Origin of the sequence: Streptomyces sp. R35 (assembly GCF_041053035.1) — a bacterium.
Lineage (GTDB): Bacteria > Actinomycetota > Actinomycetes > Streptomycetales > Streptomycetaceae > Streptomyces > Streptomyces lutosisoli.
The window spans coordinates 9,453,786-9,474,581 of sequence record NZ_CP163440.1 but is presented as its reverse complement, the minus strand read 5'-3'; the positions used below and the strand labels follow the sequence as shown (position 1 = coordinate 9,474,581).

Genomic DNA, 20,796 nt, shown 5'->3' with positions numbered 1-20,796 from the left:
TGAAGGCGGGAGAGGAGGCGTGATGCGGACCAGCGACGAGATCTATCACCGGGTCCGCTGGGACCCGCGGTTCGACCCGGGCCGGTTCGTGCTGGGGATCAGCCAGCGCGGGGATGCCCTCAAACGCATCCCGCTGTCTTCCTTCGTGCCCGGGGGCGACATCCCGTGGCACCGGGTGGTGTTCATCGAGGCGGACGGCGAGGTGGTCTGGGACCGGGCCACGGGTGTGGACCGCATCGACGCGTCGGGCGCCGGCCGGGTGCGGGGCCCGCAAGCGGACCTGAGCTTTTACACGAGCTCCGGCAGGGGCGAGCGCGCCGGCGTCCTCGACGTGTCCCCGACGGCCCGCACGGCGGTGGCCTGGATCCCGCCTGCGGAGCTGTGGCCGCCGATCCAGGACATCCGCCGGGACTACGATCCACAGATCCACCGCTGGCCGCCGCACGTCAATGTGCTCTTCGGCTTCGTGCCGGAGTCCGACTTCGAGCGGGCGGCCCCGCTGCTCGCCGCGGCGACGGCCGAGACGCCGGTCTTCACCGCCCGGCTGGACGGGGTGCGCACCTTCCGGCACAGGGCGTACTTCACCGTGTGGATCGACCCGACGGCGGCCGACCAGGCGCCGTGGGCGGACCTGCACCGCGTACTGCAGCAGCGATTCCCGCGCTGTCGTGGGCCCGCCAAGAACTTCACCCCACATCTGTCCCTGGGCCGGACCCGGGATCCGCGGCGAGTCACCGCCGACTGCGCCACCCGGCTCGACGCCATGACGGCGACAGTCTGGGACCTCGTCCTGCTCTCACGCAGGGGCGACGGGCCGATGCGGCCACGGGCCACGGTCGCCCTGCGCACGGGCGAGGTCCGCCGGCTGCCCGCGCCCGGCCCCGAAGCGCCGGGCCCGGAGGACACGGCCTGGCTCTCCGAGATCACCGACAGATGATTCACATAGCCAGGTGAGGCAAAGCGCCGCCCGGGATTCAGGTCGCACGGGCGGAGTGTTCTGACGCCTGCCGGAGATGCGTCAGCGCCCTGCAGGTGCCGATACATCATCCGCCCAGGTCGCGGCCTTGATCGCTTGATCTTCGGCTGCGCTCCCCGACCGCTCCGGTGTCTTCACGTGGACAAACGCGGACCGCATCATGATCTGTCGTGCTGCTGCGCCTGGCCTACCTCGCCGCGACCAACGCCATCGAGATCCTTGCCCTCCGACCCCAACTGCTCGTACTGCAACGCCAAGTCGGCAAGCCCACGTTCACGGACACCGACCGCGCTGTCCTCGCCGGCCTGCTGGGAGATCCTGAAGGAGTACGGCATCCCGCCCGCGCCCGAACGGCAGAGCACGACCTGGGCCGCCTTCCTGCGCAGCCAGGCCGAAGCGCTGCTCGCGTGCGATCTCTTCGAGACCCGCACCCTGACCGGGGGCGCGTCTGTACGTCTTCGCGGTCATCGAACACGCCACCCGGCGTATCCGGATCCTGGGCGTCATCGCGCACCCAACCGCCGAGTGGATCGTGCAGCTCGGACGTAATCTCGTCATGGAGTTGGAGGACGCGAGCAGCCGGGCCAGATTCCTGATCCGCGACCGGGACTCGAAGTTCACCCAGGCCTTCGACGCGGTGCCGGCCGACGCCGACACGAACGTCGTCACCAGCGGCATCCGGATGCCCCGGAGGTCTGGATTGATCGGCACCCGCAGAGACCAGGGACAAGGCGGAGATCTAGCGTCAGCTCGGGCTCGCCCTGACCTACGACTCCGGAAAACAGAAAGTGCTGGTTGAGATGAACCTCAACCAGCACTCTGCGGCAACCCGTGGGCTACCAGTCGGTGTCCGAGGGGGGACTTGAACCCCCACGCCCGATAAAGGGCACTAGCACCTCAAGCTAGCGCGTCTGCCATTCCGCCACCCGGACTAGGTGTCTGCCGCCTGACCGGGGGTGCTCCCCGCGGCGACATGGACAACAATACCAAGGTTTCGGAGTGCCTTTCACCTGCATATCTGGGCCGCTGGAGCGGATGCGCGGGGCGGGGTGGGGGTGCACTTCCGGTCTCACCATGGGTGACTGGCCGACTACCCGGGGCTCGCCCTCCCGGGGGCGAGTGACTCCGCCGTCGACCGCCCTCACGTCAAGGGATGCACTCCCGCATCCACCCCACCCGCCCCGACCCCCTCCGCAAAGTCCGCCGCCACCGCGCGCACCTTGCGGTGCTGCTTGCGGGAGAGGGCAACGAGTATCCGGAAGGCGGTCGCCTCGTCGCAGCCGCGGCGGGCCATGAGGATGCCCTTGGCGCGTTCGATCAGGGCGCGCCCCTCAAGGGCCTCCTTCAGCTGGCGGTTCTCGGCTCTCAGGGCCTCCAGGTCGTCGATCATGGCCAGGACCGCACGCATCGCGTCCATCAGAGTGACCGCGTGGTCGCGCACAGGGAAGGGCGGCGCACCCCCGGGCGCACCGGTGGGGGCTTCCGGCAGGGACGCTGTTTCGTCGGAAGGCATACGGGTCATGGTTGTCGCGGAACGGTGGCTTCAGCAGGGCGCACGTGAAGAATGCGCAGACTTTCACCTCCATGTAATCGATGCGTAGATCTGCCTACGTCTGACCGGTACAGATGGGGCGAGGAGTTGCTCAAGGGGCAACAGCGGACCAACTCGGGTTAACAGCAGGCTAATTACCGTCCGATACGAGCCGAATCCCCGGCGAACCGCACACGCGCGCTGCTAGCCTCTGCTTTCCGCTCCTGACCGTGGAGCCAGGTACGTTCCGTACCTCTGGCACGTCCTGTACCTCCCCGCGCCGCGTCGAGACCGCACGCCGCGAGGGTCACCGCTCACTTCTCCGCCCGTTTCCTCGGGCGGACTCGGTGCCCGTCGCGCTGTGTCGCCGACGGGCGCGCGTTCAGGGGGGACTCCATGACGCATGTCATCAATTCCCGTACGGATGCCCGCGAGGGGGACCATCCGGAGGATCCAGGTGTCCAGGATCTCGGTGTCCAGGATCTCGGCGGGGGCGCACACGGCGACGGTGCCGTGCCCCGGCTGACCGTCCTGGTGCCGACGCGCAATGAGCAGGAGAGCGTTCCGCTGCTCCTGGCCCGGCTCTCACCCGCGGTCGCGCCGCTCGGCGCGGAGATCCTGTTCGTGGACGACAGCGACGACGGCACGGTCGAGGAGATCGCGGCCCTCGCTCCGGGCAGCCGGGTCCCGGTCCGCGTACTGCACCGTCCGCCAGGTCTGCGCGGCGGGGGCCTGTCGGGTGCGGTGGTCGCCGGCACCCGGGTCGCGCGCGGCGACTGGGTCCTCGTCATGGACGGGGACCTGCAGCATCCGCCGGGGGCCGCCGCGCTACTGGCCAGGACGGCGATGCGGGAGGGCGTCGACATCGCCGTCGGCACCCGGTACGCCGGTACCGGTCAGTCCGAGGGGCTCGCGGGCGCCGGGCGGCAGGCGACCTCGTCGACCGCTACGCGCCTGGTCAAGGCGGCGTTCCCGCGTCGGCTCGCCACCGTCAGCGATCCGCTCAGCGGTCTGTTCGCCTTCCGCAAGGACGCGGTCGACACCGCCCTGCTGCGGCCCGTCGGCTTCAAGATCCTGCTGGAGATCCTGGTGCGGCACCCGGCGGCCCGGGTCGCCGAGGTCGCGTACACCTTCGCGCCCCGCGAGGCGGGTCGCTCCAAGGCCTCGCTCCGGGAAGGGATCGCGTTCGTACGGCATGTCGGGCGGCTGCGCCGCGGGGTGGCGGGCGGGCAGCGGCAGTTGCTGCGGATGAGCGCGTTCGGAGCGGTCGGTCTTTCCGGGGTCGCGGTCAACACGGCTGCGCTGTGGCTCTTCTTCGATCTGCTCGGTGTCCATCACCTGGTCGGCGCGGCTCTCGCCACGCAGTTCTCCACCGCCTGGAACTTCGTCCTCACCGATGCCGCCGTGTACCGCGGGAGGCAGCGGAAGGGCATCTGGTACGGGCGCGCGGGCCGGTTCTTCGCGATGAACAACCTGCTGCTGGTCGCCCGGCTGCCGCTGCTCCAATGGCTGGTGCTCGCGGGCATGGGCGTGCTCACCGCCAACGCCCTCAGCCTCGTGCTCCTCTTCGCGCTCCGCTTCCTGATCAGCGATCGCATGATCTACCGGGGTGACGACAAGAAGGTCCAACGGCGGGATCCCGTACGGATGTTGGTGGATCCGGATGCGGAGAGCGCCGCTGAGGCACCCAGCCGCAAGCGGTCCGTGTACCTCCCGTATCGGTACGACGTCGCCGGCACCGTCACCATCGGATCCCAGATCCGGCTGCCCGAGCTGGAGTTCTTCCGCGCCCAGTGGATCCCGGACGCGGAGGTCGACATCGCGGTACGCGTCGGTGACGTCGGCCGGCGCATGCCCCGGCGGCGCGCCGCGCTCACCGAGGACCGCGGCGAGTCGGGCGCACTGCGCTACGAGGAGCACCTGGGCCGGTTCGGCGCCAACTTCCGCGTACGGCTGGGTCCACCGATCACCGTAGAGGTAGGTCCGCTGCTCGCGCGCTCCCCGCACGTCGTCTACACGAACGTAGTCGAAGCGCTGCTGCGGTTCGTGCTCATCTCGCGCGGGCGGATGCTGCTGCACTCGGCCTGTGTCGAACTCGACGGCCACGGCGTGATGTTGTCCGCGCTCACCGACACCGGCAAGACCGCGACCGTACTGCGGCTGCTGCGCGAGCACGGCGGGCGGTTCCTGTCGGACGACATGACGGTGGTGGACGCCACGGGTCGGGCGGTGTGCTTCCCGAAGCCGCTCACCATCAGCGCGCACACCCTGCGTGCCGTGCATGCCGAGGATCTGACGAAGAAGGAGTGGCGCCGGCTCAACATCCAGTCACGGCTGCACTCCAAGGGCGGCCGGTCGATCGCGCTGATGCTGGCCCGCTTCAATCTGCCGATCATGGGCATCAACGCGATCACGCAGATTCTGGTGCCGCCACCGAAGTACAGCGTCGACCGGCTCGTGCCCTGCCGGCTCGGGTCGAGCGTCGAGGTGAAGGACCTGTTCGTCATCGAGCGGGGTACGCCGTCCTTGTACGACCTCGACGGCACCGAGGCGTTGGAGCGGATGCTCGTCAACACGGAGGACGCGTACGGTTTTCCGCCGTACCGCTATCTGGCGCCGGCGCTGCGTATCGGCGGCCTCGACCACGCCGAACTGCGCGCCCTCGAACGGGAGATCCTCGCCGGGTTCCTCTCCGGTGTCCGCACCCGGGTCCTCGCGTCGGACTGCTTCGGCTGGGCGGACGAGATCCCGCGGCTGCTGGCCGGTGAGCGGGACACCGCGCGCCTTGAGGAAGAGCCGCACACCGCACAGGTGCGGGTCGACGCGTGGCCTCGCTGGGGGCTCATGCCCGGCGCCGCCGCATGACCGAACGGTCCGTGCTCCCCTCGGGGGCACCCCGCACCACCCCGGCGCCGGCCCCCACCGGCGCCGGGGTGTCCCTGCGGCGGGCGGCACCCCTGGCCGCGGTGCTGCTCGTCGCGGCGTTTCTGCGGCTGTACCGGCTGACGGACACCGGGTTCAACAGCGACGAGGCGGTGTACACGGGCACGTCGGCCTCGCTCGCCGGGGACGGCGAACTCGGTTCGCTCTTCCCCGTGTTCAGGGCGCACCCCGTGCTCTTCCAGTCGCTGGTGTCGCTGGCGCTGCGGGTGCACGAGAGCGACTGGGCGGCGCGCGCGGTCCCGGCGCTGCTCGGCGTGGTGACGGTCGCGATGACGTACGGTCTTGGCCGCCGGCTGTACGGGCGGCGGGCCGCGCTCGTGGCCGCGCTGCTGCTCGCGGTGATGCCGTACCACGTCGTCGTGAGCCGTCAGGTGCTGCTCGACGCGCCGATGACGCTGTGCGCGACCGGTGCGCTGTACTGCGTCGTGCGCTACGCCGAATCGCCCGCGCCACGCTGGCTGTTCGCCGCGGGCGGCATGCTCGGGCTCACTGTGCTCGCCAAGGAGACATCTATCGTCTTCCTCGGTTCGCTCTACGCCTTCTTCGCGCTCACCCCGGCCGTGCGCACCCGCTGGCGGCATCTGCTGCCCGCGCTGGCGGCGATCGCGGTGGTGGCGGTGGCGCATCCGCTGTCGCAGGCGCTGTCCGGGCACTCGAAGGCGGGCGGAAACTATCTGCTGTGGCAGATGTTCCGCCGCGCCAACCACCCCTACTACTTCTACGCGCGCGAAGTCCCCTGGGCGGTGGGCCCGTTGGTGGTCGTCGCCGCCGTCGCGGGGCTGGTGTGGCTGCGGCGGGAGAACACCTGGCGGGAGCGGCTGCTGGTGTGCTGGGTGGCCGTGCCCGCGCTGTTCTTCACGGTCTGGCCGGTGAAGGGCTTCCAGTATCTGCTGCCCGCCGCGCCCGTCTTCGCGGTGCTGGCCGGGCGCACGCTCACCTCGTTCCCGCGCGTGGTGCGCGCCCAGCGCGTCGCCGCCGCTGCCGCCATCTGTCTGGTGGTCGTCTCGCTCGCCGTTCCGACCTGGCTGCGGACCGCGCCGCTGACCGGTACCCGGTTCCTGGCCGGTACCGGCGGGCTGCCGGGCGGACGTGAGGCGGGACTGTGGGTGCGGACGCACGCGCCGGAGGGTGCGCGGCTGCTGGCCATCGGCCCTTCGATGGCGAACGTGGTGCAGTACTACGGGCTGCGGCCCGTCTCCGCCCTGTCCGTCTCGCCCGATCCGGCGCGCCGCAACCCCAGCTACCGGGCCGTCGAGAACCCGGACCGCGCCCTGCGGGACGGCCGCTTCCAGTACCTGGTGTGGGACGCGTACACCGCCCGACGTACACCCTTCTTCACCGCCAAGTTCCAGGAACTGGTGGGGCGTTACCACGGGGACGCGGTGTTCACCGCGCGGAACACGGACGGGGTGCGGGTCGTGATCGTCTACCGGGTGAGGGTGTCATGATCCCCCGGATCAGGGCGGTGTTCGCCGCGATGCTCCTGCTGCTCCTCACGGGAAGCGGCACGGCATCGGCATCCGGGACGGGTACGGGTACGGCGTCAACTCAGTCCACCCGTACGCCGATTGAGCACTTCGTCTACCTCATGCAGGGCGACCGCACCTTCGACCACTACTTCGGCACGTATCCCGGAGCCGAAGGGCTGCCCGCGCAAGCCCGTCAGGCGATCGATCCGAAGCATCCGGACGACGGTCTGGTGGCGCCTTATCCACTGCACGACGCGACACCCGTCTCGCCCGGCGCCGGGCCCCGTCTGGTCCAACAGCAGTACAACGGGGGGCGGATGGACTCCTTCGTCGCCGCCTTCGAGCGGCAGGGCCGGGACGGGCGGGTGGCGATGGGCCACTACGACCGCCGGGACCTGCCCTTCTACTGGAACGCGGCGGACCGCTACGAACTCTTCGACCACTACTTCGCGTCCTCGCTCGACGGTACCCGCGCCAACCGCGCCCAGTGGGTGACCGGCGGCCCCGATCTCAGCGGGGCGACCCTCTTCGACCGGCTCGAAGAAGCCGGCGTCAGCTGGAAGTTCTACGTCCAGAACTACGACCCGAAGAAGACCTACCGCACCACCTCCCCCACCGACCCGGCCACGCAGACGGTGCGCGTGCCCCTCCTCGACGTCCCGCACTTCGTCGACGACCCGGAACTCAACTCCCACATCGCCGATCTCAGCGAGTACTACCGGGACTTGGAGCACGGAACGCTGCCCGCGGTCGCGTACATCGCGTCGTCGGGCGCGGGCGAACGGTCCGCGCGGTCGATCCCCGCCGGGCAGCGGCTGGTGCGCCAGCTGACCTCACAGTTGATGGTCAGTCAGTACTGGAGCTCCTCAGCCCTGTTGTGGTCGTACGACGGATCCGGCGGCTGGTACGACCATGTGAAGCCGCCGGCCGGACGCGGGCTGCGGGTGCCCGCGCTGCTGGTCAGCCCGTACACGGCGCGCGGCCAGGTGCAGCACGGCCAGTTCGAGGCGGCGAGCGCCCTGCGGTTCGTGGAGGAGAACTGGGGACTGCGCAAGCTCGGCGGGCGGACCACCGAAGTGCGCAGCCTGGCCGCTGCCTTCGACTTCCGGTCACCGCCGCGCCAGGCCGAACTCATCCCCGACGACGCGCGGGAGGCCGCTCTGCCCGTGGCCCACCGGCCCTCGCCCACACCCGTGTACGCGGTGTACGGCGGAGCCTCGGCCCTGGTGGCGCTGCTGCTGTGGGGGGCGGTGCGGCCCAAGTGGCGTACATCATGAGGTGGTTGACGCTGGCCGTGGTCGTCCTGGGCTGCTGTCTGCTGCCGACGCCCGCGTTCGCGGCGGGCCCGGTCACCGTCACCGTACGCACGGCACCGCAACTGGCCGGAGTGCGCTTCGTGTTCGACGGCCGGACAGCCGTGACGGGGACGGATGGCACGGTTCGCTTCACGGGCGCGCACGACTTCGACGGCCACACCCTGACCGTCGACGACGGTGAACTGGGCTCCGTTGAAAAGGAGTTCAGCTTCGCGCGGTGGGCCGGGCAGCGGGACCCCGACCAGGCGTTCCGGAGCACGGTGGACGGTCTGCCACTGCGGGCGGACTACACGGTGACGGCGGCGTTCACCGCGCGCTTCCGGGTGACGCTGCGCTGCGTCGACCAGGACGGGAAGGCGGTGCCTCGGGCGCTGGTGCCGACGGTGACCGTACGCAGTGACACGGGGCGCACACAGCGGCTGCCGGTGGGGCGCCCGGTCTGGCTGGATGGACTGCGGCCCGTGTACCGCAAGAGCGTGCTCACCTCGCGCAGGGTCGGATACGTGCTGCTGTCCGCCAACGCGTACGGCGCGAACACCGTGGACGCCGGGCGGCAGCGGTTCCGGCCCGCCGAGGAGCGTGAGGTGACCTTGACGACCCCGTTCCACGATCTGACCGTCTCGGCACGTGACGCCTTGTTCGGTTCGGAGGCCGGGAGCACGGCGCGGGTGACGCTGCCCGACGGATCCGTACGCGCCGTGCCGTTCGGCGACGACCGGACGGCGACGCTGCGGAATCTGCCGCACGGGCTGTACGAGGTGGAGGTCACCGGCGGCAACGGGCTGCGGGCCGAGCAGCAGATCCGGCTCTCGCGGACGCAGTCCGTGCAGGTACGGGTGGTCAGCCGGGCCGATCTCGCCCTGGCCGCAGGGGTGTTGGCGACCGTGGCGCTCGGACTGCTCCTCGCTGGGCGAAGGCTGCGCAGACGGCGGGGTGGGGTGTGAGACGAGCGGCGCTGGTGGTGGTCCTTGCCCTGATGGTGGCCGGGCTGCTGCCGGCGCCCGCCCCGGCCTCGGCGGTGCGCGGGGGCCGGGCGCCGCTTCTCGCGTACTACTACCAGTGGTTCGAGCGCTCGTCCTGGCAGCGGGCGAAGACCGACTACCCGCGCCTGGGCCGGTATTCGAGCGACGACGCCTCCGTGATCCGAACGCATATCGCATGGGCACGGTCGGCCGGAATCGACGGTTTCGTGGTGAGCTGGAAGTCCACTGCCGTCAACAACCGCCGACTGGAGCTGCTGTTGACCGAGGCCCGGGCGCAGGACTTCAAGGTCGCGGTGATCTATCAGGGTCTCGACTTCCACCGCCGCCCGCTGGCGACGGCCCGCGTCGCCGCCGATTTCCGGCTGCTGCGCGACCGTTACGCGCGGGATCCGGCCTTCTTCCGCCTCGGCGGGAAGCCGCTCACCGTGTTCAGCGGGACCTGGGAGTACGCGACGACGGACATCGCGCGGATCACCGGGCCGGTGCGGTCGCGGCTGACCGTCCTCGGCACCGAGAAGAACCCGGAGGGTTGCCGCAGGCTGGCGCGGGTCACCGACGGGGACGCGTACTACTGGTCGTCGGTGAACCCCGACACCAACGACCGGCATGAGACGAAGCTGCGCGCCATGGCCGAGGCCGTGCACGGGGCGGGCGGCTACTGGATGGCGCCGTTCGCGCCCGGTTTCGACGCGCGGAAGGTGGGCGGCACCAAGTCGGTGCCGCGCGAGGGGGGCCGGACGCTGCGGGTCGAGTACGCGGCCGCCGAGACCTCGGGCCCGGATGTGCTCGGGTTGATCAGCTGGAACGAGTTCAGTGAGAACTCGCATGTGGAGCCGTCGGTGGAGCACGGCACGCAGGCCCTCGACGAGCTGCGCCGGCTGCGCGGTGTGCCTTCCTCCGCGTCGCCGTCGGTTCCGCCCGCTTCCTCGGGGAGTGTCCGGCACCAACGCCTCGGCTACTGGCCGGGGTTGCTGCGCATCGCCGGGAGCGCCGCGCTGCTGGTGGGCGCGGTGGCGGGGCTCGCCCGGCTGCGGAGTGTCAGAACGAGAAAGGAAAAAAGAACATGAGCAGATCTTCGCTGAGCGGTTCGCCGGTCGGTTCGACGGCCGGTTCGCCGCGCGGCTCGCTGAGCAGAAAGGCACGTCTCGCCGCGCTCTCCCTCGTGCTGGGGGTGGGCGCGGCGCTGTCGTTCACGGCTCCCGCGCACGCCGATCTCCCGGGCGCCGACGCGCAGTTGACGCGGGCGCCGTACCTCTCGGACGCCACGACGACCTCCGTTCAGGTCAACTGGGCCACCACGACGCAGAGTCGGGGTTCCGTCCGCTATGGACCGCTCGGCGACTGCGCGGCCCAGACGGCGACTTCGGCGTCTCTGGGCAGTCCGATCACCGTCGGGTCGACCCGCGAGTACGCGAACTCGGTGACGCTGACGGGGCTGAGCGCGAGCACCGGATTCTGCTACCGCGTCTACACCGCCTCGGGGACGGATCTCCTCGGCACCCTGGCCACCCCGGGCTTCACCACCCCCGACTCCGCGTCCTCGACCGCGCCCTTCACCTTCGCGGTGCTCGGAGACACCGGTGAGACCACGAACAGCGGTGTCGACGACGGCTCGGTGAACGTGAACCAGGCGAACGTGATGAGCCGGATCGGGTCGAGCGGCGCGCGCTTCGTCCTGCAGACCGGCGACAACACCCATCCGGGTACGTCACAGACGCAGTACGGCGACCTCAACCAGACCGGAGCCGACGTGAGTTCGTGGTTCGGGCCGTCGTACTGGGCCCAGCCCGGCATGCGTATCCCCCTGATCGGCACGGTCGGCAACCACAGCATGACGGCCACCTATCTGTCCGTGTGGAAGCAGCCGGCGCTGACGGCCGCGTCGGGCGGTGTGTTCGGGATGGTCGACTACCCGTCGTACCTCGGCTCGAACGCGATCAGCTACCCGACGACGTACTACGCGTTCACGACCGGCGGCGTCCGCTTCTACGTCCTCGACACGGCCTGGGGAAACTCCAACACCGGCTCGGCGACGGGTGGTTCGTGCGGTTCGCACTGCGCGATCTACGAACAGGACGCGCACGCCCACTGGCAGAGCGGGTCCGCCGAGTACGCGTGGCTGAAGGCCGACCTCGCCGCGCATCCGACCGGGCCGAAGTTCGCGTTCTTCCACTTCCCGCTGCGCTCCGACAGCGCGAGCGAGCCGAGCGACACCTTCCTCGCGGACGTGGAGCAGACGTTGCTGGACGGCGGTGTCGACCTCGTCTTCAACGGCCACTCGCATCTGTACCAGCGCAACAGCGCCGGCGCGGGACGGATCGTCTCGTATGTCACGGGAGGCGGCGGCGCCGATGTGCACTCCGTGGGCGAGAACGGCTGCTCGGCGACCGACGCGTACGGGATCGGCTGGTCGTACAGCCGTAACCGCGGCTCGGCCTGCGGCGCGGCGACCGCTCCCACGGACGACGCGCAGGTCTACCACTTCCTGAAGGTGACGGTGGACGGCACCTCGGTGACGGTCGCGCCCACCGACTCGCTGGGGCAGACCTTCGACGTGCAGACCTACACGGTCACTCCGTGACCCGCTGCTCCTCCACCTACGACGACATCCGCCGCGTATGGCAGGGGGCCGACGCGCTGCCGCAGATCCAGGACGCCTGACTCTGGGACCACCTGCTTCCGCTGCGCTGGCCCAACAGCAGCTGCACATACGAGAGTTGGACCCTGCTGGCCGCCCTGGCCGCCCAGACCGAGCGTCTGCGGCTCGGGCTGCTGGTCACCAGTAACCGGATCCGCCCACCCGCCGTCCTCGGAAAGATCGCCACGACCACCCATCAGCCGTCCGGCGCGGGCGGGATCGTCGGCGAGAATCCGGCGATCGCCGAGTACGAGGCGTACGGGCTGACGCTCGTCCCGCCCGCCGAGGGTATCGCCCGGCTCACAGAGACCGTCGACATCCTCCGGCGGATGTGGACGCAGGACGATCTGGAACGTTCCCGGGCCGCCGCACAACGGCGTCGGGTTCATCGCCGAGCGCGGACGCGTACTGGACGCGCACTGCGCGGACATCGGCCGGGATCCGCGGGAGATCCACGCGCTCCGTGCAGATCGTTGTCTCGTACGACGATCCCGGCGCCATCCGTGCGGTGGTCGCCGAGCTCATCGGCATCGGTGTGAACCATGTCGTCCTCAGCCTGCCGACGCCCTATCCGCAGGGCGTCGCACGCTGGTTGGTGGACGAGATCATCGAGCCGGTCGACGGGCGGCGCCCCGACGCGGACGCCGCCCATCCTCACCTCACGGCATGAGGTGATAGTCCGGGAAGTTGCCGGGCAGCCGCTCCCCCACCGGCCCCTGCGTCACCGCACGCACCAGCAGTTCCCCACCGACGAACGCACCGCTCCACGACGCCCCGAAGCCGCCGAAGAGTTCGTCACGGTCACCGCGGGAGCGGGGCTTGCCGTGGCCGACCTTGAAGGCGCGGATCTGCGGGGCGAGCCGGCCGTACGTCGACTCGTCGTCAGTGGAGAGCGTGGCGACGAGCGCGCCGTTCGACGCGTTCATCGCGGCGAGCAGCTCGGCCTCGGTGTCGACCAGGACGATGGTGTCGACCGGGCCGAAGGGCTCCGCGTGGTGCAGCGGTGAGGACGGCGGCGGATTGAGGAGCGTGACGGGCTGGACGTACGCCGCCGTGTCCTGGCCGGGCAGGAAGCGTGCGTCGGACAGCTTGCCGCGGTGCAGCGGGACGGCGCCCCGGTCGATGGCCTCGGCGACCTGGTCGTGCAGCTCCTTGGCCTTGGCCGCGTTGATGACAGGGCCGAAGTCCAGCACGGGGTACGGGTCGTCGGGGTGCTCGACCGCGAGCGGGTGACCGACCCGCAGGGTGCGGACGGCCGGCAGGTACGCGGCCAGGAACTCGTCGAACAGCTCACGCTGGACGACGAAACGCGGGTAGGCCGTGCAGCGCTGCTTGCCGTAGTCGAAGAGCTTGGGGATGACCGCCGTCAGCGCGTCCCAGTCCGTGTAGTTCCAGATGCCCCAGGTGTTGAGTCCCTCCTGTTCGAGTACATGCCGCTTGCCGAGGTCGGCGACGGCGGTGGCCACCGCGGCGCCCGTGTCCCGGCCGCCGACGAAGGAGACGCAGCCGATCTCGGGGGCGCGGACGAGCGCCTCCGAGAGCTCGCGGCCGCTGCCGCTGACGAGGGTGACGGGGATCCCTTCGCGCGCGGCAAGCGCGCAGGCCAGGGTGAGGCAGGCGACACCGCCGTCGGTCGGGGTCTTGGCGATGACCGCGTTGCCTGCCAATGCCTGTACCAGCATGGCGTGAACGAGGACGCTCATCGGGTAGTTCCAGCTCGCGATGTTGGACACGGGTCCGTCGAGCGGAGCCCGGCCGTCCACCATGGGCTCGATGCCGTCGACGTACCAGCGCACGCCGTCGATCGCCCGGTCCACGTCGGCCTGCGCGAGCCGCCAGGGCTTGCCGATCTCCCAGACCAGAAGGAGGGCGAGCAGTTCGCGGTGCTCGGTGAGGGCGTCGAGCGTCGCCGCCACGCGGGCACGGCGTTCCGCGAGCGGCACATGGCGCCAGGCGTGGTGCTGGTCGAGCGAGGCGCGCACGGCCTGCTGGGCGGTGGCACCGTCCAACCGGGGCGGGCCCGCGATGGGGCTGCCGTCGACGGGGCTGGTGGCGGGCAGCGCCCGGCCGTCCGCCTGCCAGGCGGCGCCCCAGAGGTTGAGGACACGGTCGCCCCGGAACGCCTCGGGGGCGACGGTGAGGCATCGCTGCCAGGCGTCGGTCCAGGACGTGCCGGACTTCACGACAAGGGTGTCGGGGTTGAGGGTGTTGGTCATTCGGTGTCTCCGCTCTCGGTGCACAGTCGGGGGCGGGGGGCCTGGCAGCTGCCGAACCGCAGGGTGCGCGGGCCCGCGCGAGCAGTGGTCGCGTCGCGTACGTAAGGGGGAAGGTAGTGAGGCCGCCTTGTTTCCGGCAGTCACCTCGCATTAACTATGAGTGACGTCACGCTCCGTTTCCAGCTGGGCCAGCACCAGCCGCGCCGTCTCGCTCGGGGTGCCGCCCACACGCACCCCGACCGCCTCCAGGGCTTTCTGCTTCGCCTGGGCGGTGCCCGACGAGCCGGAGACGATTGCGCCCGCGTGCCCCATGGTCTTGCCCTCGGGCGCGGTGAATCCGGCGATGTAGCCGACGACGGGCTTGGTGACGTGGTCGCGGATGAACGCGGCCGCCCGCTCCTCGGCGTCGCCGCCGATCTCCCCGATGAGAACGATCAGCTCGGTGTCGGGGTCGTCCTGGAAGGCTGCCAGGCAGTCGATGTGGGTGGTGCCGACGACGGGGTCGCCGCCGATGCCTACGCATGTCGAGAAGCCGATGTCGCGGAGTTCGTACATGAGCTGGTAGGTGAGCGTGCCGGACTTGGACACCAGGCCGACGCGTCCCGGCTTGGTGATGTCGGCGGGGATGATGCCCGCGTTCGACTGACCCGGGGTGATCAGGCCCGGGCAGTTGGGGCCGATGATCCGGGTGCCCTTCGAGGCGGCGTACGCGTGGAAGGCGACGGAGTCGTGGACGGGGATGCCCTCGGTGATGACGACGGCGAGTTCGATGCCCGCGTCGGCGGCCTCCATCACGGCCACTCTGGCGAAGGCGGGTGGCACGAAGACGACGCTCACGTTCGCGCCGGTCGCCGCCATTCCTTCGCGCACCGACCCGAAGACGGGCACGGCTATGGGGTCACCTCCCAGGCCGTTCAGGCCCTGCGGGACGTCGAAGCCGACGCGCTGGCCCGCCTTGCGTGGGTTGACGCCGCCGACGACGTCCGTGCCGGCCGCGAGCATGCGCCGGGTGTGCTTCATCCCCTCGCCGCCGGTCATGCCCTGGACGAGGACCTTGGACTCCTTGGTGAGAAAGATGGCCATGTCCCGCTCCTTCAGCTGGTGTTGGCGAGTTGGGCGGCGCGGCGGGCGGCGCCGTCCATGGTGGTGGCCTGCTGGACCAGGGGGTGCGCGCGGTCGTCGAGGATGGCGCGGCCGCGCACGGCGTTGTTGCCGTCGAGGCGGACCACCAGCGGCTTGGTCAGCCGCACGGTCTCCAGGGCCTGCACGATGCCGTCGGCGACCGCGTCGCAGGCGGTGATGCCGCCGAAGACGTTGACGAAGACCGACTTCACGGCCGGGTCGGAAAGGATGACCGAGAGACCGTCGGCCATGATCTGGGCGGAGGCGCCGCCGCCGATGTCGAGGAAGTTGGCGGGCCGGGCGCCGCAGCCGGCGACCACGTCGAGCGTCGACATGACCAGGCCCGCGCCGTTGCCGATGATGCCGACCTCGCCGTCCAGCTTGACGTAGTTGAGGCCCTTGGCGGCGGCCTCCGCCTCCAGCGGGTCGTCGTGCGCGGCGTCCTGTTCACCCCAACGCGCCTGGCGGAAGCGGGCGTTGCCGTCAAGGGTGACCTTGCCGTCCAGGGCGAGGATCTGCCCCTGGGCGGTGCGGACGAGCGGGTTGACCTCGACGAGGACGGCGTCCTCGCGCGTCAGTACCTCCCAGAGCCGCACCAGGACATCGACGGTCTGCTGCGGCAGCCCGGCCGCCTCGGCGATCTCGGTCGCCTTCGCCGAGGTGACGCCCTGCGCCGGGTCGATGTGAACGCGTGCCACCGCCTCCGGCCTGGTCGCGGCCACCTCCTCGATGTCCATGCCGCCTTCGGCGGAGGCGATCGCGAGGAAGCGTCCGGCGGCGCGGTCGAGGACGTACGAGACGTAGAACTCGCTGTCGATGTCGACAGGCTGAGCCAGCATCACCTTGCGGACCGTGTGGCCCTTGATGTCCATGCCGAGGATCTGCCGTGCCGTGAGCTCGGCGGCGGCCGGGTCCGCGGCGAGCCTCACACCGCCCGCCTTGCCGCGCCCACCCGTCTTGACCTGGGCCTTCACGACGACGCGTCCCCCAAGCCTGCGGGCGATCTCCCGTGCTTCCTTGGGCGAGTCCGTGACCTCGGCCCGCGGCACCACGATGCCGTGTTCTTCGAAGAGCCCCCGCGCCTGGTGCTCATACAGGTCCATGATTCGGCTCCTGTCTTAAAAGTGCTGCACGACCCCTGGACATCACCCATCGGATGCGGGATAACAATCTTCATACAGTATCCGTCGACTGTATGCAATGTGCCGACGTGGCCCGGGAGTGGCGACGCCAGGGTGGCTCGAAGCAACGGACAAGTGAGGTGACCTGTGACGACCAAGGCTCTCGAAGGCATCCGCGTCCTCGACATGACACACGTCCAGTCCGGGCCCTCAGCGACCCAACTCCTCGCCTGGCTCGGCGCGGACGTCATCAAGCTGGAGGCGCCGACCGGTGACATCACGCGCACCCAATTGCGCGACATCCCGGGCGTCGACTCCCTCTACTTCACGATGCTCAACAGCAACAAACGGAGCATCACCCTCAACACCAAGACCGAACGCGGCAAGCAGCTCCTCACCGAACTGATCCGCCGCTCCGATGTCATGGTCGAGAACTTCGGGCCCGGCGCCATCGACCGGATGGGCTTCACCTGGGACCGCATCCGCGAGATCAATCCACGTATCGTCTACGCCTCCATCAAGGGCTTCGGCGAAGGCCCGTACACCGACTTCAAGGCGTACGAGGTCGTCGCGCAGGCCATGGGCGGGTCGATGTCGACCACCGGCTTCGAGGACGGACCACCGCTGGCGACGGGAGCCCAGATCGGTGACTCGGGCACGGGCATTCACGCCGTGGCGGGGATTCTCGCGGCGCTGTTCCAGCGGGAGAACACCGGGCGTGGTCAGCGGGTCAATGTCGCCATGCAGCACGCTGTGCTCAACCTCTGCCGGGTGAAGCTGCGCGATCAGCAGCGACTGGCACATGGCCCACTCGCCGAATATCCCAACGAGGACTTCGGCGACGAGGTTCCCAGGTCCGGGAACGCCTCCGGCGGCGGTCAGCCCGGCTGGGCGATCAGATGCGCACCCGGCGGACCGAACGACTACGTCTACGTCATCGTGCAGCCCGTCGGCTGGAAGCCCCTCAGCGAACTCATCGGCCGGCCCGAGCTGGCCGGCGACCCCGATTGGGCCACCCCAGAAGTCCGGCTGCCCAAGCTGGAGAAGATGTTCCAGCTCATCGAGGAGTGGTCGTCCGCCCTCCCCAAGTGGCAGGTGCTGGAGCAGCTCAACTCCCACAGCATTCCGTGCGGCCCGATCCTGTCCACCAAGGAGATCATCGAGGACGAGTCGCTGGCCGCCAACGAGATGGTTGTGAAGGTGACTCACCCCGAGCGGGGCGAGTTCGTGACCGTGGGCAGCCCGCTGAAGCTCTCCGACTCCCCCGTGGATGTGACCAGTTCGCCGCTGCTCGGCGAGCACAACGAAGAGGTCTACATCGGCGAGCTCGGCCTCGGGGACGAGGAACTCCGCCTCCTCAAGTCGAGCGGGGTGATCTGACGTGGCGGCCGCCAGTACCTGTACGAGCGGGGGGTCGTCGCCTACCCGTACACGACCGAGAAGCCGGTGGCCGTACTCGGCGCGAAGGACCGCTGGGCCCACGCGGCAGGGCTGTTGGGGGGCGCGTTCATGACATGAGTGTGCGCGGGGGCGGCCGACGGTGCGCGTCGGCCACCCCCGGGACCCGTGAGCGCACGAAAGGCATTTGGCAGGGGGCGCTGACCAGATCTTTCGACGCAAGGGGTGCTTGAGCAACATGACAACCACCGATGTCTCCACATCCGTCCCCTATCAAGAGGTGACGGACCACAACGGCCGTGTGTATCGCGTCGGCGAGTCCGATGTCGACATCATGGGCCGCAAGCGCAAATGGATGGTCTTCCTGCCCTGGGCAGGAATGATGGGCATCAGCTCCGCCGAGTACGCGTTCACGTCGGCGGAGGACACTCTCCACGAGGCTCACCTGTGGAGCAGCGGACACATCTTCTGGCTCATGGGCGTCTGGGTGTTCTTCCAGGCGGCCGTGGCCTTCCCGGCCGGGCAACTGCGGGAGAGCGGCCGCCTCCCCGCCCGTACGGCGATGCTGCTGGGCGCGCTGGGCACCCTGCTGGGCTATCTGTCACTGGCCCTCGCGCCGCATGTGATCGTCGCCTATCTCGGCTTCGGCATGTGCAGCGGCATCGGCGCCGGTCTCGTCTACGCGACCTGCGTCAACATGGTCGGCAAGTGGTATCCGGAACGCAAGGGCGGCAAGACGGGCTTCGTCAACGGCGGTTTCGCCTACGGATCCGTGCCCTTCGTCTTCCTGTTCACCTCGTACATGGACCTGAGCAACTACAAGGGCGTCCTGGTGGCGGTCGGCCTGCTGTGCTGCTCCGTCGTCGCCGTCGCCGGCTGGTTCTTCAAGGACCCGCCGAAAGGCTGGTGGCCCGCGAACGTGGACCCGCTGAAGGCGTCGGACGACCCGAAGATCCGGCGGGCGCTGGAGAAGAACCCGCCGGCGGTGAAGCAGTACACCCCCAAGGAGGCCGCTCGTACCCCCGTGCTCTGGATGATGTGGTTCTGTCTGCTGTGCACGGCCGGGATCAATATCTTCGGCATCGCCTTCCAGGTGCCGTTCGGCAAGGACATGGGCTTCGCCGGCGGGATCGTGGCCACGGCGATGTCTCTGAAGGCCATCGTCAACGGCACCGGACGCGGCGTCATCGGCTGGATATCCGACCGCGTCGGCCGCCGCCACACACTGATCATCGTCTGTCTCGTGCTGGGCTCCGCCCAGTTCGGTGTGCTGGTCTCCGGCCAGATGGGCAGCATGCCGTTCTTCCTGTTCTGCTCCATGGTCTCCGGTTTCGGCGGCGGGGCGATCTTCCCGCTGTTCGCGGCCATGACGGCGGACTACTTCGGCGAGAACCACAACGCCTCCAACTACGGAATGGTCTACAGCTCGAAGCTGATCTCCGGCCTCGTGGGATCCGGTATGGGCGCGATCGTCGTCGACGCGTGGGACTACCACGGCGCCTTCGTGCTCGCCGGATCCGTCGGCCTGGCCTCCGCCGTGCTGGCGCTGTTCCTGAAGTCTCCGGGCCGCCCGCAGGCCCGCAGCATCGTTCCCAACCCGCAACCGCTTGGCGAGGAGATGGCGTAATGACGGCGGAACCCATCGCCGCGAAGGAAGCGTCGGGCGACCCCGACGCCTCGCACCGCGCGTACCGTGAAGTCACCGACCCCCGGGGCCGTGTCTACCGGATCGGCGAGACGGACCGGGACATCCTGGGCCACTCACGCAAGTTCATGGTGTATCTGCCATGGCTCGCCATGATGGCGATCAGTGTCTTCGAGTACGCGTACGGCTCGGCCGAGGACACCTTGTCCCACGCCCACGGCTGGACGCAGAGCAACACCTTCTGGATCCTGAGCGTCTGGGTCTTCTTCCAGGCCGGCATAGCCTTCCCCGCCGGCTGGCTGCGGGAGAAGGGAATCCTGACCGCCCGCAAGGCCATGTACACAGGGTCGGTCATGTGCCTGCTCGGCTTCCTCGCCCTCTCGCACCTGAGCAATGTGCTCCTGGCGATCCTCGGCTTCGGTGTCATCGGCGGCATCGGGTCCGGCCTGGTGTACGCGACCTGCATCAACATGGTCGGCAAGTGGTTCCCCGAGCGACGTGGCGCGAAGACCGGATTCGTCAACGGCGGATTCGCGTACGGCTCCCTGCCGTTCATCTTCATCTTCAACTACGCGTTCGACACCGCCAACTACCACCGGGTACTGGACCTCATCGGCTGCTACGTGATGATCGTGGTGCTGTCCTCCGCGTTCTTCTTCAAGGACCCGCCGAAGAACTGGTGGCCGGCGGACATCGACCCGCTAACCTACGGCAGTACCCAGAAGGGCGCGGCGAGCCTTGCCAAGAACCCTCCCGCGGTGAAGCAGTACACACCGAAGGAGGCCATCAGGACCGGCATGCTCCCCCTCATGTGGATCGCTCTCGTCATGACCGCGGGTGTGTCGATCTTCGGGATCTCCTTCCAGGTCGACTTCGCCAAGGAAGTGGGCTTCGGCCCGCTGGTGGCGGCGTCGTCCATGGGCGTCATGGCCGTCATCAACGGCGTCGGCCGGGGCGTGGTGGGCTGGCTGTCCGACAGGTACGGCCGCAAGCAGACCCTGGTGTTCGTCATCGTCGTCCTGGGTCTGGCCCAGTTCGGCGTGATCTGGGCCGGTGACATGCACAGCGAGGCCCTGTTCCTGTTCTTCGCCTTCCTCTCCGGGTTCGGCGGCGGGGCCTTCTACCCGATGTTCGCGGCCCTGACTCCCGACTACTTCGGCGAGAACTACAACGCCACCAACTACGGGCTGGTGTACAGCGGCAAGCTGATCAGCGGCCTGTTCGGCGGCGGGCTCGGCTCGATGGTGGTGGCCGCCTGGGGCTACAACGGCGCCTACGCGCTGGCCGGCGGCATCTCCATGGTGGCGGCGGCGATCGCTCTGCTGCTGCGGCAGCCGGGGCGGAGCACGGCGGACACCTCGGTTCCACAGCCGCAACCCGTGGGCTGAGCAAGGAAGATCACGAAAACGGGCGGCCCTCCCCGCGATACGCGGGGAGG

The 20,796-nt window shown here is 69.5% G+C and carries 15 protein-coding genes, 1 tRNA gene and 3 pseudogenes; 14 read left to right on the top strand and 5 right to left on the bottom strand.

Annotated features, from left to right (window positions below; translation table 11 throughout):
* Positions 1-22: 22 nt before the first annotated feature.
* Positions 23-859: pseudogene (locus tag AB5J50_RS42580) on the top strand (RNA repair domain-containing protein); the annotation flags it as partial.
* A 326-nt stretch (positions 860-1,185) separates the two neighbouring features.
* Positions 1,186-1,679 (top strand): annotated as a pseudogene (locus AB5J50_RS42575) (hypothetical protein); the annotation flags it as partial.
* 144 nt (positions 1,680-1,823) lie between these two features.
* Here AB5J50_RS42575 and AB5J50_RS42570 read toward each other — a convergent pair.
* Both AB5J50_RS42570 and AB5J50_RS42565 read right to left on the bottom strand, forming a co-directional pair.
* Positions 1,824-1,908: transfer RNA gene (locus AB5J50_RS42570), tRNA-Leu, on the bottom strand.
* A gap of 209 nt (positions 1,909-2,117) precedes the next feature.
* On the bottom strand, positions 2,118-2,489 hold the full coding sequence (locus tag AB5J50_RS42565) for an ANTAR domain-containing response regulator (protein WP_369263950.1): 372 nt from the start codon (positions 2,487-2,489) through the stop codon (positions 2,118-2,120).
* 414 nt (positions 2,490-2,903) lie between these two features.
* On the opposite strand from AB5J50_RS42565, the gene AB5J50_RS42560 reads away from it, so the two are divergent.
* The 8 genes from AB5J50_RS42560 (at position 2,904) to AB5J50_RS42525 (ending at position 12,526) form a co-directional block, all read left to right on the top strand.
* Positions 2,904-5,372 carry a glycosyltransferase gene (locus tag AB5J50_RS42560; RefSeq protein WP_369263949.1) on the top strand — a complete coding sequence of 823 codons (2,469 nt, stop codon included), beginning with the start codon at positions 2,904-2,906 and terminating at the stop codon, positions 5,370-5,372.
* Positions 5,369-6,898 (top strand): ArnT family glycosyltransferase, encoded by a 1,530-nt coding sequence (locus tag AB5J50_RS42555; protein WP_369263948.1) that lies wholly within the window; start codon positions 5,369-5,371, stop codon positions 6,896-6,898. The genes AB5J50_RS42560 and AB5J50_RS42555 overlap by 4 nt, the downstream gene beginning before the upstream one ends.
* Positions 6,895-8,196, top strand: coding sequence for an alkaline phosphatase family protein (locus AB5J50_RS42550; protein WP_369263947.1), 1,302 nt, complete (start codon positions 6,895-6,897; stop codon positions 8,194-8,196). The genes AB5J50_RS42555 and AB5J50_RS42550 overlap by 4 nt, the downstream gene beginning before the upstream one ends.
* Positions 8,193-9,179 carry a hypothetical protein gene (locus AB5J50_RS42545; protein WP_369263946.1) on the top strand — a complete coding sequence of 329 codons (987 nt, stop codon included), beginning with the start codon at positions 8,193-8,195 and terminating at the stop codon, positions 9,177-9,179. The genes AB5J50_RS42550 and AB5J50_RS42545 overlap by 4 nt, the downstream gene beginning before the upstream one ends.
* Entirely contained in the window at positions 9,176-10,285 is a 1,110-nt protein-coding gene (locus tag AB5J50_RS42540) for an endo-1,3-alpha-glucanase family glycosylhydrolase (protein ID WP_369263945.1), read from the top strand. Before AB5J50_RS42545 ends, AB5J50_RS42540 begins: the two co-directional genes overlap by 4 nt.
* Positions 10,282-11,799: a fibronectin type III domain-containing protein gene (locus AB5J50_RS42535; RefSeq protein WP_369263944.1), complete on the top strand. Its 1,518-nt coding sequence runs from the start codon at positions 10,282-10,284 to the stop codon at positions 11,797-11,799. The genes AB5J50_RS42540 and AB5J50_RS42535 overlap by 4 nt, the downstream gene beginning before the upstream one ends.
* Before the next feature lie 92 nt (positions 11,800-11,891).
* Complete coding sequence (locus tag AB5J50_RS42530; RefSeq protein WP_369265666.1) at positions 11,892-12,395, top strand: LLM class flavin-dependent oxidoreductase; 504 nt, start codon at positions 11,892-11,894, stop codon at positions 12,393-12,395.
* Entirely contained in the window at positions 12,320-12,526 is a 207-nt protein-coding gene (locus AB5J50_RS42525) for a hypothetical protein (RefSeq protein ID WP_369263943.1), read from the top strand. The genes AB5J50_RS42530 and AB5J50_RS42525 overlap by 76 nt, the downstream gene beginning before the upstream one ends.
* Here AB5J50_RS42525 and AB5J50_RS42520 read toward each other — a convergent pair.
* The 3 genes from AB5J50_RS42520 to sucC form a co-directional block, all read right to left on the bottom strand.
* The gene (locus tag AB5J50_RS42520) at positions 12,516-14,072 is read right to left on the bottom strand and encodes an aldehyde dehydrogenase family protein (protein ID WP_369263942.1); all 1,557 of its coding nucleotides are present in this window, start codon (positions 14,070-14,072) and stop codon (positions 12,516-12,518) included. The genes AB5J50_RS42525 and AB5J50_RS42520 overlap by 11 nt on opposite strands.
* 150 nt (positions 14,073-14,222) lie before the next feature.
* A complete protein-coding gene (gene sucD / locus AB5J50_RS42515) occupies positions 14,223-15,155 on the bottom strand; it encodes a succinate--CoA ligase subunit alpha (RefSeq protein ID WP_369263941.1) in 933 nt (310 codons plus the stop codon).
* Between the two features lie 11 nt (positions 15,156-15,166).
* Complete coding sequence (gene sucC, locus AB5J50_RS42510; RefSeq protein ID WP_369263940.1) at positions 15,167-16,297, bottom strand: ADP-forming succinate--CoA ligase subunit beta; 1,131 nt, start codon at positions 16,295-16,297, stop codon at positions 15,167-15,169.
* A 165-nt stretch (positions 16,298-16,462) separates the two neighbouring features.
* Between sucC and frc the strand changes: the two genes are divergently transcribed.
* The 4 genes and pseudogenes from frc (at position 16,463) to AB5J50_RS42490 (ending at position 20,746) form a co-directional block, all read left to right on the top strand.
* A complete protein-coding gene (gene frc, locus AB5J50_RS42505) occupies positions 16,463-17,695 on the top strand; it encodes a formyl-CoA transferase (RefSeq protein WP_369263939.1) in 1,233 nt (410 codons plus the stop codon).
* A 12-nt stretch (positions 17,696-17,707) separates the two neighbouring features.
* Positions 17,708-17,833 (top strand): annotated as a pseudogene (locus tag AB5J50_RS42500) (hypothetical protein); the annotation flags it as partial.
* 118 nt (positions 17,834-17,951) lie between these two features.
* A complete protein-coding gene (locus AB5J50_RS42495) occupies positions 17,952-19,340 on the top strand; it encodes an OFA family MFS transporter (RefSeq protein ID WP_369263938.1) in 1,389 nt (462 codons plus the stop codon).
* Positions 19,340-20,746 carry an OFA family MFS transporter gene (locus AB5J50_RS42490; protein WP_327433364.1) on the top strand — a complete coding sequence of 469 codons (1,407 nt, stop codon included), beginning with the start codon at positions 19,340-19,342 and terminating at the stop codon, positions 20,744-20,746. The genes AB5J50_RS42495 and AB5J50_RS42490 overlap by 1 nt, the downstream gene beginning before the upstream one ends.
* Positions 20,747-20,796 lie beyond the last annotated feature (50 nt).